This window comes from Arthrobacter sp. B0490, from assembly GCF_002929355.1.
Taxonomy (GTDB): Bacteria; Actinomycetota; Actinomycetes; order Actinomycetales; family Micrococcaceae; genus Arthrobacter_D.
On record NZ_PJIR01000001.1, the window covers coordinates 588,855 to 605,229 of the forward strand.

At 70.2% G+C, this 16,375-nt stretch carries 11 protein-coding genes; 3 read left to right on the top strand and 8 right to left on the bottom strand.

Annotated features, from left to right (window positions below; genetic code table 11):
- Positions 1-57: 57 nt before the first annotated feature.
- The 7 genes from CXQ97_RS02660 to glmS form a co-directional block, all read right to left on the bottom strand.
- Positions 58-1,260, bottom strand: coding sequence for a GGDEF domain-containing protein (locus tag CXQ97_RS02660; RefSeq protein ID WP_104179265.1), 1,203 nt, complete (start codon positions 1,258-1,260; stop codon positions 58-60).
- Between the two features lie 170 nt (positions 1,261-1,430).
- Positions 1,431-3,182 (bottom strand): malto-oligosyltrehalose trehalohydrolase, encoded by a 1,752-nt coding sequence (treZ, locus tag CXQ97_RS02665; RefSeq protein ID WP_104179266.1) that lies wholly within the window; start codon positions 3,180-3,182, stop codon positions 1,431-1,433.
- A complete protein-coding gene (gene treY / locus CXQ97_RS02670) occupies positions 3,179-5,494 on the bottom strand; it encodes a malto-oligosyltrehalose synthase (RefSeq protein WP_104179267.1) in 2,316 nt (771 codons plus the stop codon). The genes treZ and treY overlap by 4 nt, the downstream gene beginning before the upstream one ends.
- A gap of 62 nt (positions 5,495-5,556) precedes the next feature.
- Positions 5,557-7,743 (bottom strand): glycogen debranching protein GlgX, encoded by a 2,187-nt coding sequence (glgX, locus tag CXQ97_RS02675; RefSeq protein ID WP_104179380.1) that lies wholly within the window; start codon positions 7,741-7,743, stop codon positions 5,557-5,559.
- A 148-nt stretch (positions 7,744-7,891) separates the two neighbouring features.
- Positions 7,892-9,445 (bottom strand): bifunctional ADP-dependent NAD(P)H-hydrate dehydratase/NAD(P)H-hydrate epimerase, encoded by a 1,554-nt coding sequence (locus tag CXQ97_RS02680; protein WP_104179268.1) that lies wholly within the window; start codon positions 9,443-9,445, stop codon positions 7,892-7,894.
- Positions 9,446-9,489: 44 nt separating this feature from the next.
- Positions 9,490-9,861 (bottom strand): holo-ACP synthase, encoded by a 372-nt coding sequence (locus CXQ97_RS02685; protein WP_104179269.1) that lies wholly within the window; start codon positions 9,859-9,861, stop codon positions 9,490-9,492.
- Positions 9,862-9,915: 54 nt separating this feature from the next.
- A complete protein-coding gene (glmS, locus tag CXQ97_RS02690; RefSeq protein WP_104179270.1) occupies positions 9,916-11,856 on the bottom strand; it encodes a glutamine--fructose-6-phosphate transaminase (isomerizing) in 1,941 nt (646 codons plus the stop codon).
- Between the two features lie 61 nt (positions 11,857-11,917).
- Here glmS and coaA point away from each other — a divergent pair, with 61 nt between their 5' ends.
- Positions 11,918-12,895: a type I pantothenate kinase gene (coaA, locus tag CXQ97_RS02695; protein WP_258062155.1), complete on the top strand. Its 978-nt coding sequence runs from the start codon at positions 11,918-11,920 to the stop codon at positions 12,893-12,895.
- A 434-nt stretch (positions 12,896-13,329) separates the two neighbouring features.
- On the top strand, positions 13,330-13,887 hold the full coding sequence (locus tag CXQ97_RS19740) for a D-alanyl-D-alanine carboxypeptidase family protein (RefSeq protein WP_181034950.1): 558 nt from the start codon (positions 13,330-13,332) through the stop codon (positions 13,885-13,887).
- 5 nt (positions 13,888-13,892) lie between these two features.
- Here CXQ97_RS19740 and CXQ97_RS02705 read toward each other — a convergent pair whose 3' ends face one another.
- Positions 13,893-14,633, bottom strand: a complete 741-nt coding sequence (locus tag CXQ97_RS02705) for an SDR family NAD(P)-dependent oxidoreductase (protein ID WP_306739483.1) — start codon at positions 14,631-14,633, stop codon at positions 13,893-13,895.
- Between the two features lie 358 nt (positions 14,634-14,991).
- Here CXQ97_RS02705 and CXQ97_RS02710 point away from each other — a divergent pair, with 358 nt between their 5' ends.
- Positions 14,992-16,374: an MFS transporter gene (locus CXQ97_RS02710; RefSeq protein ID WP_258062187.1), complete on the top strand. Its 1,383-nt coding sequence runs from the start codon at positions 14,992-14,994 to the stop codon at positions 16,372-16,374.
- Position 16,375 lies beyond the last annotated feature (1 nt).

The following is a 16,375-nucleotide window of genomic DNA, read 5'->3' on the forward strand; positions in this document are numbered from 1 at the left end:
GTCCGGACCCTGGCGCACCACGTCATCCCGCGGACGGTGGCGTGACCGTCCGGGGCGTCAGACCCTGACGGGGCCGTCCGGTGGTTCCGCGGAGGAACCGCGCCCCTCCATCGCCGGGCCGATGGCCCGGACCGACCTGTCGCGGCCGCTGGCCTTCGCCGCGTAGAGCGCCCGATCGGCAGCGTCGATGGCGGCGTCGAGATCGTAGCCCGTCGATTCGATCGCGGCGATACCGTAGCTGACCGTCGGCATCTCGAACCCGCCCGGGGTCGAGTGGCCGCGAAGGGCCATGCTGACGTCGCGGGTGATGTCCTCGCTCCTGGAGACCGTGGCACCGGGCAGCAGGAAGATGAACTCCTCGCCGCCGTACCGCCCGACGAGGTCCGTGGACCGGACCGTCTCGGTGCACGCCTCCGCGAACGCCTTCAGGACGGTGTCGCCTGCAGCGTGGCCGTGCGTGTCGTTCACGGACTTGAAGAAGTCGAGGTCCGCGAGGATCAGCGTCCCCGAGCGTTCCGTCCGTGCCAGGCGGTCCGTGTGCGTGGTGGCGAGGTCGAGGAAGCCGGAGCGGTTGAGCAGTCCCGTCAGCGCGTCCCGGTCGGCGCGGGCGCGGAGATCGGTCGCGATCTGCTCGGCGCTCAGCGCTGCCGCACTGAAGGACACGACGACGAGCAGGAGCATGGTGATGAGCGTCGTGATGCCGGAGCCGAAATAGGTGGTGAAGATCCTTCCGTCGGGGCCCTCGACGACGAACACGAGACACCGGGCCAGGTAGAGGATCGCAAGGAATCCGGAGGAGACGGCCAGGGGGGCCTGTACCTTGCTGTAGCTGCTCGGCAGTCGCCAGAGCTCCCAGGACGCGAGGCCGATGGTCAGGGACATCATGCCGAGGAACACGGGGCCACCGGACCAGGTGTTGGTGGCAGGGCTGTCGAGGGCGGACGCGAAGAGGGTGAGCAGCGGCGCCGCCGACAGTTGGATCCACGCGGGCTTGCTGGTGCGCAGGGTGCGCGCGCCCGCCCAGACGCTCACCGTCCCCAGGACGAGCAGGGTGTTGCCGAGGGGGTTGGCCCACACCTGGTGTGCCGTCCCGTCGAGCAGGAAACTGAAGGAGCCCGTGAAGAAGAGGGCGACGGCTGCGCACCACCAGGCGCTGTAGGCCGAGCGCGTCTGGCGGAACGACACGGTGTAGAACAGCACGAAGAGCGTGACGGCGATGGCCCCGAACGCTATCCGCAGTGTGGTCGTGTCCAGGGTCATGTCGTCCTGCCGCCTTCTGAGTGCCGGGTCCCGCAACCGGCTGTATCGGGTCCCGCCACGGGGGGACCCGATACAGCTCGGGGAAGAGTGTCCCGCCCAGTATGACCGGGGGCACCGACTGTCCGGTTCCCTCCGAGCCCGTCCTGTCGGAACCCTTGGACAGTCCTGACCTACGCCACGCCCGTGCGGAGGACGAGCGACGCGTGGGGCGGGAGCTGCACCGTGTCGGCGAGCAGCCCGACGCCGTCGACGGTGGAGAGCAGGACCTCGGCGTCGACGCCCCGGACGGGCACGGTCGCCATGCCGTCGCCGAGGTTCAGGATGACGTCCGTGCCGCCTCGGTGGAGGACGATCCAGCGGCTCTCCTCGTCGAAGTCGACCGAGATGCTGCCGAAGTCGGCATCCCGCAGTTCGGGGTGCGACCGGCGCAGGCGGATGAGGTCGCGGTAGGTGGCGAGCAGCTGGGCGTGGTGGCCCTGCTCGATCTCGGACCAGTCGAGCTTGGCGGACGCGAACGTCTCCGGGTCCTGCGGGTTGGGGACGTCCTCCGGGCGCCATCCCATGCGCTCGAACTCCTTCAGCCGCCCCTCGGCCGTGGCCTTGCCGAGTTCCGGCTCGGGGTGGGAGGTGAAGAAGGGCCAGGGTGTCGAGGCCCCGTATTCCTCGCCCATGAAGAGCATCGGCGTGAACGGGCCCAGGATGTTGAGGACGGCGGCCTGGGCGAGCTGCGCAGGGTTCAGGGTGGCGCTGATGCGGTCACCGGCGGCGCGGTTGCCGATCTGGTCGTGGTTCTGGGTCGCGACGACGAGCTGGAGCGGCGACACGCGGGCCGCGTCGATCTCACGCCCGTGACGGCGTTCCCGGAACGACGAGTAGGTGCCGTTGTGGAAGAAGCCCTTCTCGAGGACTTTCGCCAGCGCCCCCACGGAGTCGAAGTCGAGGTAGTACCCCTCGGTCTCACGCGTGAGGTTGACGTGCACCGCGTGGTGGAAGTCGTCGCTCCACTGCCCGGCGAGGCCGTATCCCCCGACGTCGCGGCCGTGGATGAGGCGCGGGTTGTTGAGGTCGGACTCGGCGATGAGGAACAGCGGCTTGCCGAGCTCCTCGGCCCACTCGTCGGTCCGCGTGGCGAACTCCTCGAGGATGTGGACGGCGCGCTCGTCATGGAGGGCGTGCACGGCATCGAGCCGGAGCCCGTCGACGTGGTAGTCCCGGAACCACTGGGCCAGGTTGTCGATGACGTACTTCCGCACCTCGTCGGACTGCGGGCCGTCGAGGTTCAGGGAGTCGCCCCAGGTGTTGGACAGGCCTTCGGTGAGGTACGGGCCGAAGAGGCCGAGGTAGTTCCCGCTCGGTCCGAGGTGGTTGTGCACGACGTCCTGGATGACGCCGAGGCCCTTCTGGTGGGCGGCGTCGACGAAGCGCTGGTAGGCTGCGGGGCCGCCGTAGGTCTCCTGGACCGCGTACCAGAGGACGCCGTCGTAGCCCCAGTTGTGGGTGCCGTTGAAGGCGTTCACGGGCAGCAGCTCCACGTACTGGACGCCGAGGTCCACGAGGTGGTCGAGCTTGCCGATCGCGGCGTCGAGCGTCCCCTCGGGCGTGAACGTGCCGAGGTGCATCTCGTAGATGACCCCGCCGTCGAGGCCGGGCGACTGCCACGATGCGTCCTGCCACTCGTGGGCCGCAGGATCGAAGGTGCGGGAGAGTTCGTGCACCCCTTCGGGCTGGCGGCGCGACCGCGGGTCGGGGACGGGCGTCTCGGAGCCGTCGATGAGGTACCCGTAGGACACGTCCGACGACGACGGCACATCGGACGGGTGCCACCAGCCGCCCTCGCCCTGCGTCATCGGGTAGCGGACGCCGTCGGCCACGAGGGTCAGGGTCTCGGCGCGGGGTGCCCAGACGTCGAAGATGGAACTCATGATGCGTCCTCCTGGACGAGTAGCGCTGCGGGGAAGGTCGAGAAGATGTCTGCCGCACGCACCGTGCCTCCGCTGACCGCGGTGCCGGTGAGTGCGCAGGTGTAGCTGCCGGCGGGGATCTCCAGCGTGGTGTCACCCCATCCGCCGCGCTCCGCGAGTCCCCGGGGCAGGCGCGTGATGAGCGTGACCGAGCCTCCGCGGTCGAACCCGAAGACGTGGTCCGCGGCCTCGCCGGACGCGGCGACGGCGGTGTACCCGGTGAACAGCTCGGGGCGGTCACGGCGCAGTTTGAGGGCGCGCGAGACGACGAGCAGCTTGGCGTGGGCGTCCGCACCGACCGGGGGCTGTGCGCCGAAGTTCAGGTCGGTGAGCACCTGCCGGCGTGCCTCGTAGTCCACCTCGCGACGGTTGTCGGGGTCCACCAGCGAGGTGTCCCAGAACTCGGTGCCCTGGTAGACGTCCGGGACGCCCGGCATGGTCAGCTGCAGCAGCTTCAGGCCGATCGAGTTGGACCAGCCCGCTGCCTGGATGCGCTCCACGAAGGCGGAGAGGACGCCGGCGACGGCATCGTCGTCGAACGCGGCATCCACGGCCGCGTGCATGCCCTGTTCGAAGTCCTCGTCCGGCGCGGTCCAGTGCGTACTGAGGTCGGCCTCGCGTGAGGCCTTCTCGGCGTAGGCGTGGGCGCGTTCCCTGCTCAGCGGCCAGGCACCGATCAGCGACTGCCAGAGCAGCGGCGCGAAGGTCGGGTCCTTGATCGGTGCGAGCTCCTCGAGCTGCGCGAGGACCGCCGTCCACTCGTCCGCGACCTCGGAGATGACCGAGATACGGGTGCGGGTGTCCTCGCTGCGCTTGGTGTCGTGCGTGCTGAGCGTCGTCATGGCCAGCGGGCCGTCCGTCTCGCGCTGGAGCAGGCGGCGGTGCAGGTCGAGCGGGTCGATGGCGAAGATGCCCGGGTCCGCGCCGACCTCGTTCAGGGACACGAGCCGCGAGTACCGGTAGAACGCGGTGTCCTCGACGCCCTTCGCCATGACCATCCCGGACGTCTGCTGGAACCTCCGGGCGAGTTCGGTCAGCTCACCGGAGCCCCCGTCGAGGAACGGGTCGAGGAGCGGGTGCAGCGCGGTGATGGTGTCCGTGAGGTCCGGTCGGCGCACCTGGGCGTCCCGCACGGCCTCGGCGAGGTACTCGGCCCCGCCCGGCAGGTAGCTGCGGTAGACGGGGAAGCAGGTCAGCAGCTCGGCGATGGCGTCCGCCGCCGCGTCGGCGTCGAGTCCGGCGTCGGCCGGGACGAGCCGGGCCAGTCGCAGCACCTCGGAACGGAGGATGCCGTCCGCGATGGCGCGCTTGGTGCCGTGGATCATCTCGTGGAACGGGTCCACCGGCACGGAGGCGGTGAGCGTGTGCTCTCCGGCCGGATCGGTGAAGAGCCGGTCGATGTCGGCGAGCGCGTCGTAGCCGGTGGTCCCCTCGGTGGCCCAGTCCCCGGGCAGCTTCTCCCCCGGCTCGAGGATCTTCTCCACGAGCACGTACGCTCCTCCGGTCAGGGCTCGGAGGTCGTCGAGGTAGCCCTTCGGATCGGCGAGACCGTCGGGGTGGTCGATCCGGAGGCCGTCCACGAGGCCCTCGTCGAACCACCGCTTCACCTCGCTGTGGCTCTCCTCGAACACCCAGGGGACCTCGACGCGCAGGCCCGCGAGGGTGTTCACGCCGAAGAAGCGCCGGTAGTTCAGTTCGGTGTCGGCGCGGCGCCAGTTCACCAGCTCGTAGTGCTGACGGGCATGCACCTCGGCGCCCGTGTCGCCGGGATGGGCCGTCCCCTCGGCGATCGGGTACCGGTTGTCGTAGTAGTGCAGCTCGCCGTCGACCACGGCGAGCTGCTCCAGCTCGCCGTCGCCGTCACCCAGCACGGGGATGCGGAGGCGCCCGCCGTTCGCGTCCCAGTCGACGTCGAACGCTTCCGCCATGCGGGAGGTGCGCCCTTCCTTCAGGAGCTGCCACCACCAGGCGTTGTCGGAGGGCGTCTCGATGCCCATGTGATTCGGGACGATGTCGACGAGCACACCCATGCCCGCCGACCGGGCGGCCTCGCTGAGGGCAGCGAGGCCGCCGGGACCACCGCGGTCCGGATCGACCGCGGTCGGGTCGGTCACGTCGTAGCCGTGGCCGGATCCCTTCTCGGCCGTCAGGATCGGTGACAGGTACACCCAGTCCGCCCCGAGGTCGTGCAGGTACGGCACGAGGGCCGCGGCCCGATGCAGGTCGAACTCGTTTCGGATCTGCAGTCGGTAGGTGGATCTGGGTGTCAGCACGGGGGGTCCTCCTGGGACATCAACTGGAGCGGATGGGTGTACCTGTCGGGGCCGGACGAGCGCTAGGGCGTGCCCGTCTTGGCGGTGACCTCGTTGGCGAGGATGGCGAGGGACGCCGCGACCGAGTGGTCCAGGTCCTCGACCTCGGAGTGCGCCCGCAGGACGACCATGGACTTGCCCTCGATGGAGATGGTCACGCCGGCCGGGATCGCCTCGCTGTCGGCGTACTTGCCGGCGGTGTCGATCACCTCGTCCCAGGACGTGCCGTACTCGTCCGACGGGATCGTGAAGTCCACGGCGTCGTCGTGCGCGTTGAAGTACAGCAGGAAGTTGGCGTCCACGATCCGCTGGCCGCGCGCGTCCCGGCCCTGGATGCCCTGGCCGTTGAGGAAGACCCCGATCGAGCGCCCGAATCCGCTGTCCCAGTCCTCGGGGGCCATGAGCTCGCCGGTGGTGTCGAGCCACACGATGTCCGGCAGCGCCTCGCCCTCGCCGCGTCGGACGGGGCGTCCGTCGAAGAACCGGCGACGGCGGAACGTGGGGTGCTCCGACCGGAGGCGGTTCACGGCCGCGGTGAATTCGAGCAGCGGCTGGTCCATCTTGTCCCAGTGGACCCAGCTGATCTCGGAGTCCTGGCAGTAGGTGTTGTTGTTGCCGTCCTGGGTCCGGCCCAGCTCGTCACCGTGCAGCAGCATCGGCACGCCCTGCGAGAGCAGGAGGGTGGCGATGAAGTTGCGCTGCTGTCGGACGCGGATCGCGAGCACCTCGGGATCGTCGGTGGGTCCCTCGGTCCCGCCGTTCCAGGAGCGGTTGTGCGATTCGCCGTCGTTGTTGTCCTCGCCGTTGGCCTCGTTGTGCTTCTCGTTGTAGGACACGAGGTCCCGCAGGGTGAAGCCGTCGTGGGCGGTGACGAAGTTGATCGACGCGACGGGACGCCGCATGGAGTGCTCGTACAGGTCTGCGGAGCCGGTGAGGCGTGAGGCGAATTCGCCGATGCTCGAGGGCTCTCCACGCCAGAAGTCGCGCACCGTGTCGCGGTACTTGCCGTTCCACTCGGTCCACTGCGGCGGGAAGTTGCCGACCTGGTAGCCACCGGGTCCGACGTCCCACGGCTCGGCGATGAGCTTCACCTGCGAGACGATCGGGTCCTGCTGCACGAGTTCGAAGAAGGCCGAGAGCCGGTCCACCTCGTAGAACTCGCGGGCGAGGGCGGAGGCGAGGTCGAAGCGGAAGCCGTCGACGTGCATCTCGGTGACCCAGTAGCGCAGCGAGTCCATGAGCAGCTGCAGGGAGTGCGGGTTACCGACGTTGAGGGAGTTGCCCGTGCCGGTGGTGTCCATGTAGTACTGCTTGTCGTCCTCCACCAGGCGGTAGTAGGACGCGTTGTCGATACCGCGCATCGAGATGGTGGGGCCCATGTGGTTGCCCTCGGCGGTGTGGTTGTACACCACGTCGAGGATGACCTCGATGCCGGCGAGGTGGAGTTCGCGCACCATGGCCTTGAATTCCTGGACCTGCTCGCCCTGGTCACCGGTGGAGGTGTACTGGTTGTGCGGGGCGAAGAAGCCGATGGTGTTGTAGCCCCAGTAGTTCGAGAGGCCCTTGTCCTGGAGCGTGCTGTCGTTGACGAACTGGTGCACGGGCATGAGCTCGATCGCCGTGACGCCGAGCTTCTGGAGGTGCGCGATGACCGACGGGTGGGCGATGCCGGCGTAGGTGCCGCGCTGCTCCTCGGGGATGTCCGGGTGCAGCTGCGTCAGGCCCTTGACGTGCGCCTCGTAGATGACGGACTGGTGGTAGGGCGTCCGCGGCATGCGGTCGCCGTCCCAGTTGAAGAACGGGTTGACGACGACGCCGAGCATCATGTGCGCGGCGGAGTCCTCGTTGTTGACCGAGTGCTCGTCGCCGAAGTTGTAGCCGAACAGCGCCTGGTCCCAGTCGAGGTCGCCGGAGATGGCCTTCGCGTACGGGTCCAGGAGCAGCTTGTTGGGGTTGCAGCGGTGGCCCTCGGCAGGGTTGTTGGGTCCATGGACCCGGTAGCCGTACTTCTGTCCGGGCGTCACGTGGGGGAGGTAGCCGTGCCAGACGTAGCCGTCGACCTCCTTGAGCTCGATGCAGGTCTCGGTGCCGTCATCGTCGAAGAGGCAGAGGACGACGAGGTCCGCGACCTCGCTGTAGAGCGCGAAGTTCGTCCCCGTGCCGTCGTAGGTCGCTCCCAGGGGGTACGCATCGCCGGGCCATAGTTCCATCAGTTGGTTCTCCTTGGTGTTTTCTTCCGTGGGCGCCTCGACGGCGGCCAGGGTGGTGCTCATCGGCTGCGGGGTCCTGGTGCCCCGGCCGCTTGATCCATACATAGCGCATGCAGCTGTCGCTGCGGTTAATTACGTCGCCCGCTCCTCACGTCACGGGACGACGCTCGTCGATCAGCTCCGCGACCACGGCACCGATGTCCACGGGTAGCGTGGAGACGACGACGGGCCCGCGGAGGGCGGCGCGCCGGCCGGCCCTCCCGTGGATCAGTGCTCCCGCTGCGGCGACAGCCGCCCACAGGTCCTCCTCGGCGACCCCCAGGCGCGAGGCAGCGCCGTCGTCGTCGGCCAGGGTCGCGGCCAGCGCCCCGATGATCCCCGACAGCGTGTCCCCGGCGCCCGCGGTGGCGAGCCAGGGCGTGCCGTCGGCCTGGACGAACAGTGTCCCCGAGGGGGCCGCGACGACGGTCGTGAAGCCCTTGAGGAGCACGGTCGCGCCGGTGAGCTCGGCGGCCCGCAGCGCGAACCGCGCAGGATCCGCCTCGATCTCGGGCCTTCCGACGTCGAGCCCTCGGGCGGCGAGCAGCTCCCGCAGCTCCCCCGCGTGGGGCGTGAGGACCACCTGGGGGCCCACATGCTCGGGGACCTCGGTGAGCGCGCCGGCATCGACGACGACGGGGAGCCCGGATCCGAGGGCATCGACGGCGCGACGCCGCTGGTCGTCGTCGTCCACCGCTCCGGGCCCCACGACCCAGGCCTGGGACCGCGCGTCCGCGACGGAGCCGGTGGAGGCGACCGCCTCGGGACTCCGTTCGTGGACGAGCGCGGCGACGGCGGCCGGCCCGGCGTAGCGCACCATGCCGACGCCGGTCGCGAGGGCGGCGCCGACGGCGAGGACGGCTGCTCCGGGGTAGCGGGTGGATCCCGCGGCGACGCCGAGGACCCCGCGGGAGTACTTGTGGTCGCGGGCGCCGGGGAGGCGCAGGAGGGCCGCGGCATCGGCCCCGAGCAGGCTGCGGGCCGCGGGCGTGAACGGGGAGAGGTCGAGGCCGATGCCCACGACGTCGAGCTCCCCGGCCGCCACGGCGCCGTCGCCGATCAGCAGGCCCGGTTTCGCCGCGCCGAAGGTGGCGGTGGCATCGGCCTGGAGCACGGGACCCTCCACGAGCCCGGAGTCCACGCCGATCCCGCTGGGCAGGTCGCAGGCGACGACGAGCGTGGTGCGTCGGCCACGGGGACCCGCTGCGTCGTCGAAGGCCCGCACGAAGGCGGCGGTCGTGCCCCGCAGGCCCCCGGTCGCGCCGGTCCCGAGGATCCCGTCGATGAGGATGTCCGCGGAGGCGGCGTGTGCCGCGAGCCCGGGGAGGGAGGCGTCGTCGAGCAGCACGCTCGAGCCGCCGGCGGCGGTGAAGGCCCGGAGGGACGCGGCGTGCACCCGCTCGGACGTGAGGACGGCGGTGACGGCCACGCCCCGGCGCAGCAGCCGCTCCCCCGCGTACAGGGCGTCCGCGCCGTTGTTGCCGCTGCCGGCCAGCACGACGGCGGTGGCTCCGTACGTGCCGCGACCGGCGTCCCGCAGCAGTCCCAGGACGACGCCGAACAGGCCGTGGGCGGCCTTCTGCATCAGGGCATGCCCCTGACCGGCGTCGATGAAGGGGGCCTCCGCAGCGCGGACGTCACTCCCGGAAAAGGCAAAGAGCATATGATCGAGCTTAGCGGTAAGCCGGCCGATAATCAGTACGGTTACTATTTTGCGCTCGCCGGAATCCGGCCTTCCGCGACCACCATCGCGGTGGCGAGACCGCCGTCGTGGCTGATGGACAGATGCCACGTCTCGACGCCGCGGGCCCGTGCGGCATCCGCGACGGTCCCGTCGACGACGACGGACGGCGCGCCGGCGGCGTCGACCTCGATGGTGCAGTGCTGCCAGTTCATGCCCACTGGAGCCCCGATGGCCTTGGCGATGGCCTCCTTGGCGGCGAACCGCGCAGCCAGGGACCGCGTGTTGAGGTGTCGTTCCGAGGGGACGAACAGCCGCTCCACGAGGGCCGGGGTCCGCTCGAGCTGCTGGCGGAAACGCTCGATGTCCACGACGTCGACGCCGATCCCGACGATCACGCCTCCGCCCTGCACGGTACCGCCGCGTGGCTGCGCGGCGGTACCCGGAGCGGACTACTCAACCGTGACCGACTTCGCCAGGTTGCGGGGCTGGTCCACGTCGTAGCCCTTCGCACTGGCGAGGGCGAGCGCGAAGATCTGCAGCGGCACGGTGGTCAGCAGGGGTGCGAGGAGGGTCGGCGACGCGGGGACGTAGAAGACGTGCTCCGAGTAGGCCTCCACGGAGGTGTCGCCCTCCTCGGCGATGACGATGGTCACGGCGCCGCGGGCACGGATCTCCTGGACGTTCGAGACGACCTTGGAGTGCAGCGAGTCGCGGGCACTCGGCGACGGCATCACGACCACGACGGGCTGCCCCTCCTCGATCAGCGCGATGGGGCCGTGCTTCAGCTCACCGGCGGCGAAGCCCTCCGCGTGGATGTAGGCGAGCTCCTTGAGCTTGAGCGCACCCTCCATGGCGACGGGGAAGCCGACGTGCCGGCCGAGGTAGAGCACCGACTTGGCGTTGGACATGTCGGCGCCGAGCTGCTTGATCTTGTCGGCGTCGTCGAGGATCGCCTGGATCTTCGCGGGGATGGTCGAGAGGTTGGCCAGGACGTCCGCGATCTCGTCGCGGTACTTGTTGCCGCGCAGCTGCGCGAGGTAGAGACCCAGCAGGTAGGCGGCGGTGATCTGCGCGAGGAACGCCTTCGTGGAGGCCACCGCGATCTCGGGACCGGCGTGCGTGTAGAGCACGGCGTCCGATTCGCGCGGGATCGTGGAGCCGTTGGTGTTGCAGATCGCCACGACCTTGGCGCCCTGCTCGCGGGCGTACCGGACGGCCATGAGCGTGTCCATGGTCTCGCCCGACTGCGAGATGGCGACGACGAGCGTCTTCTCGTTCACGATCGGGTCCCGGTAGCGGAACTCGTGGGACAGCTCCACCTCGGTGGGGATGCGGCACCAGTGCTCGATCGCGTACTTGGCCACCTGCCCGGCGTACGCGGAGGTGCCGCAGGCGAGCACGACGATCTTGTCGACGGAGCGCAGGATCGCCTCGTCGATGCGGAGCTCGTCGAGCATCAGGTTGCCGTCGACGTCGGAACGGCCGAGGAGGGTCTGGGCGACGGCGTCGGGCTGGTCGTGGATCTCCTTCTCCATGAAGGACTCGAACCCGCCCTTCTCGGCCGCGGCGGCGTCCCAGCTGACGTGGAACTCGCGGCCCTCGGCGGGGGCGCCGAAGAAGTCGGTGATGGCGACCGCGTCGGGCGTGATCGTGACGATCTGGTCCTGGCCGAGTTCCACGGCGCGCCGCGTGAAGTCGATGAAGCCCGAGACGTCGGAGCCGAGGAAGTTCTCGCCGTCGCCGAGGCCGACGACGAGCGGCGAGTTGCGGCGGCCCGCGACGACGATGCCGGGCTGGTCCTGGTGGATGGCGAGGAGCGTGAAGGCGCCCTCGAGGCGCTGGCAGGCCTGCTGCAGGGCGAGCGTGAGGAGGTCGCCCTCGGCTCCGCTCTCCACGAGGCCGCGGTAGAGGTAGCCCACGAGCCCGGCAGCCACCTCGGTGTCGGTGTCGGAGACGAAGGCGAGGCCCTCGCCCGTCAGCTCGGCCTTCAGCTCGGCGTAGTTCTCGATGATGCCGTTGTGGATCAGGGCGAGCCTGCCGCCGTCGGCCAGGTGCGGGTGCGCGTTCTGGTCCGTGGGCCCACCGTGCGTCGCCCAGCGGGTGTGGCCGATCCCGGTCAGCGAGCGCGGCAGCGGGTCGGCGGCCAGTTCGCCGATCAGGTTGGTCAGCTTTCCGGCCTTCTTCCGCGACTCGATGCCCGCCGGGGTGATCACGGCGACGCCCGCGGAATCGTACCCGCGGTACTCGAGACGGCGAAGGCCCTCCATGACGACGTCGAGCGCGCCATGGCGCGCTTCGGACGATTCCTGATCGAACGCCGGGGCGACTGAGTCAAGCGCCGACGATCCCTGGCCGTGGTCCCGGCCTACATACCCCACAATTCCGCACATGCCACCTAGAGTACCGGTGGCTGCGTTTGTTAATGCGCAGGGCACCGGGCAGAATCGTCGGGTGAGTGAAGCGAGCACGGGTACGCAGCAGGCCACCAGTGCCGAATCCTTCACCCCCTTCGTCGAGCTCGACCGCCAGATGTGGTCCCGCCTGTCGCACGAGATCGAGAGCCCCCTGAACGTCGAGGACGTCCAGCGCCTCCGCGGATTGGGTGACGCGCTGAACCTCGACGAGGTGCGCGAGGTGTACCTCCCCCTCTCCCGCCTGCTGAACCTCTACACCGCCGCGGCGGGGCAGCTCCATGCGGCGACCAACACGTTCCTCGGCGAGACCACCACCCGGACGCCGTTCGTGATCGGCGTCGCCGGCTCGGTGGCGGTGGGCAAGTCGACGACGGCGAGGGTGCTCCGCGAGCTGCTGCGGCGCTGGCCCGATACGCCGGATGTGGAACTCATCACCACCGACGGCTTCCTGTACCCCAACGCGGAGCTGCACCGCCGGGGACTCATGCAGCGCAAGGGGTTCCCCGAGTCCTACGACCGCCGCCGCCTGCTCCGTTTCGTGAGCGAGGTCAAGAGCGGGGCGGCCGAGGTCCGCGCGCCGGCGTACTCGCACCTCACCTACGACATCGTGCCCGGCCGGGAGATCGTGGTGCGCCGCCCGGACGTGCTGATCGTCGAGGGCCTCAACGTCCTCGCGCCTGCCCGACCGAGGACGGACGGCATCACGGGGCTGGCGGTGAGCGATTTCTTCGACTTCTCCATCTTCGTGGACGCGAAGACCGCGCATATCGAGCAGTGGTACATCGACCGCTTCCGGTCCCTGCGATCGAGTGCCTTCGCCGATCCCGAGTCCTACTTCCACCGCTATGCGGGCCTCAGCGACGAGGAGGCGCAGCGGACCGCCCGGGGCATCTGGGAACGCATCAACGAGCCCAACCTCGTGACCAACGTGCTGCCCACGCGCGGCCGTGCGCAGCTGGTCCTGACCAAGGATGCCGACCACTCGGTGCGTCGCATGCTGCTCCGGAAGACCTGACCGTGCGTGCACGGGGGTTCACGGCGGTGATGCTCCTCGCGGTGCTCCTTCCCGCGTGCTCGGGCCCGGGACCGGCAGCACCAGTGCCCACCGCCGTCGCGCCGTCCTCCGATTCCTCCCCCACCGGTGGCCCGTCGGCCTCCGGATCGGCGTCTCCCGGGCCGACGTCCGGGCCCGCCTCTTCCGGGCCGTCTGCCCACCCGTCTGCCGCCCCTTCTGCCGTCCCTTCTGCCGTTTCTTCCGCCAGCTCCTCCCCTGCCCCTGCTCCCGGCGACGCCGCGCCGGGTGCGCTCCCGGCGCCGGCCCAGCGGGACCCCGCACCCGCTGCCACGACCTCCGGTGCGGCGGCGGGCCCCACCGCGACGCCCTCTGCTTCCCCTGCGCCTTCCCCTGCGGTCGGCCTCCACTCCGATCCGGGCGCCGTCGACGTCGTCGTGAACAAGCGACGCCCCCTGGTGCCCCTGGACTTCATCCCCGCCGACCTGCGGCAGCCCGACGTCGCGACGGCCACGGAGAACGCCCTCCTCCGCTCCGACGTCGCCGCGGCCGTGGAAGGGATGTTCGCGGCGGCAGCGGACGACGGCGTGGCACTGACGCTCGTCAGTGGCTACCGCTCCTTCGCCGTCCAGGAGTCGACGTACGCCTCCTGGGTCGCGCAGTACGGTGACGCGGCGGGCGCCGACACGGTCTCGGCGCGGCCCGGCTATTCCGAGCACCAGACGGGGCTCGCGTTCGACATCGGGCAGGCGGACGGCGCCTGCACGCTGGTCCTCTGCTTCCGGGACACCCCCGCCGCCCGGTGGACGGCGACGCACGCCGCCGACTACGGCTTCGTCCTCCGCTATCCCCTGGGCTACCACGAGATCACGGGCTTCTCCGCCGAGTCGTGGCACTTCCGGTACGTGGGCAAGGACGTCTCGCTCGCGATGAGAGCGGCAGGTACCCGGACGCTCGAGGAGCACTTCGGCCTGCCCGCGGCGCCCTCCTACTGACCCTCCTACTGACCCGGACCGCAGGGCAGGGCCACCCCCGTCTCCCCGGCCAGCACCCGGAGCAGATCGTCCTGGAAGCCGGTGTCGTGCACGGCGTCGTGCGGCTCGCGGCGCCGCCGGTGGTACCAGTACCCGCCGCTCGCCGGCGCGTCCTGGTCGTCGGCCGTCGCCAGCCACACCTGTGTCCGGTGGCCGAGGTCCAGGTCGTCGGGCGCGTTCGGACCACCCATCCGCGTGGGGACCCAGCCAGGATCGACGGCTGCGGCCCTCAGGTCGGGGCGTACCCGGGCCAGCGCTGCGACGAAGGCCGTGACGAAGAGTTTGCTGTCGCCGTAGGACCCGGGCGCGTCGCCGCGCCAGTCCACCCCCTCGAGCGTCGGCCGCCCGCCGTAGTGCGAGCCGCTGCTGAGGTAGACATGGCGTCGCGGAGCGTCGAGCAGGGCGGTGAGCAGGTACGGCGCGATCACGTTGACGGGCATCACGGCGTTGCCGCTCCAGACACCGGCATTGTGGATCACCGCGTCCAGTGGCTCCGCGGCGTTCAGGTCCGCGGCGATGCGTGCCACCGCGTCCCGATCCTCGAGATCCCCCACGACCAGCTCGACACCCCGCGCCGTCAGGGCCGCGAGAGCCTCGGCACGGTCCTCGGTGCGGGCATGCGCGACGACGCCGTGACCCTGCTCCCGCAGGGTCTCCACCGCAGCCAGACCGAGGCCCTCGGTCGATCCGGTGACCAGCACCCTCATGATCGTGCCCGTCCGTAGGACCGCGGGTCCGTTGCGTGCATCGTCCGCCTCCGTCGTCGAATCCCCACCGCCGGCGCATCACCGCGTCAGGAGCCCAGCATCACCCGCCGGCTGGTGGTCCGCAACACCGCGCTCCCGCCACCGGGCCTGCCGGCGGACCGGCACGACCCCACGGCCGGATCCGCTCCGGTGAGGCCCACGACCTCACCGTGCCGACCCGGCACGGATAGGTGAACGTCACGGAGCGTTTACGCAGCGCGCAGGGGACGGAAACGCGCGCTCACTAGCCTCGGAGGGAAGCAGCCACACCAGCCCCTGGAGGACTTCCGTGAGCATCGACGAAGCAGCATCTCCCGCACTGGCGACAGCGGCCCCCGCACCTGTCGCGAGCGCGCCCCCGCTGGTCCACCGCCCCGGCCGATGGATCGACAACTGGGACGCCGAGGACACCACCCAGTGGAACAGTGGCGGCAAGTCCATCGCCCGGCGCAACCTGCAGTGGTCGATCGCCTGCGAGTTCCTCGGATTCGTGGTCTGGCAGCTGTGGTCGATCGTCGTGGTGTACCTGCCGGCGGCGGGCTTCACCTTCACCACCTCGCAGATCTTCTGGCTGATCTCCATGCCGTCGCTCGTCGGCGCGACGCTGCGCATCCCCTACACGTTCATGGTGCCGAGGCTGGGGGGCCGGAACTGGACCATCATCTCCGCCCTCCTCCTGCTGATCCCGACCATCGGTCTCGGACTGTGCGTCTCGAACCCCGAGACCCCGTTCGGGGTGATGCTCGCCGTCGCCGCGCTGGCTGGCTTCGGCGGCGGCAACTTCGCGAGCTCGATGGCGAACATCACGTTCTTCTTCCCCGCCCGGGAGAAGGGGTGGGCGCTCGGACTGAACGCGGCCGGCGGCAACCTCGGCGCCGCCGTCGCGCAACTGGTGGTGCCCATCGTCGTCGCCCTCGGCGCTGCCGCGACACTGGACCTGCCCCTCGCCGGCTGGATCTGGGTGCCCCTGATCCTCGCCGCCGCCTTCGGTGCGTGGAAGTTCATGGACAACCTCTCCAGCGCCAGGAGTGATCTCGCAGGGTCGCTCGCGGCCGTCCGGGAACCGCACCTGTGGATCATGGCGCTGCTCTACATCGGTACCTTCGGGTCGTTCATCGGGTTCGCCGGGGTCTTCCCGAAGCTGATCGTCGATTCCTTCCCCGCCTTCTCGACGATCGCCATGGGGCCCGCCACGCTGTCCCTCGCGTTCCTCGGCCCCCTCGTCGGATCCCTCGCCCGGCCCTTCGGCGGCCGCCTCGCGGACCGGTTCGGCGGAGCAGCGATCACCGTGTGCGCCTTCGCGGTCATGGCCGCGATCGCCCTGGCCGTCGTCTGGACGCTCCCCCTCTCGAACTTCTGGCTCTTCCTCGGCCTCTTCCTCGTCCTCTTCGCGGCGGCGGGTGCGGGCAACGGAGCGACCTACCGCATGATCCCCGTCATCTTCGCCCGGCGGGGAGCCGCAGCGGGATCCGAACTCCGCGAATCGGTGAGCACCGCCCGCAAGTCCGCCGCCGCCCTCGGGCTGATCTCGGCGGTCGGCGCCTACGGCGGCTTCCTCATCCCGCAGGTCCTGAACGCCTCGAAGGGCGCCTCGGGCAGCTACGAGGGAGCGTTCTACGGCTTCGTCGGCGGATACGTCCTGATGCTCGCCGTCACCTGGTTCTTCTACCTCCGCCGCTCCTCGACCCTCGGCAAGGTCTGAC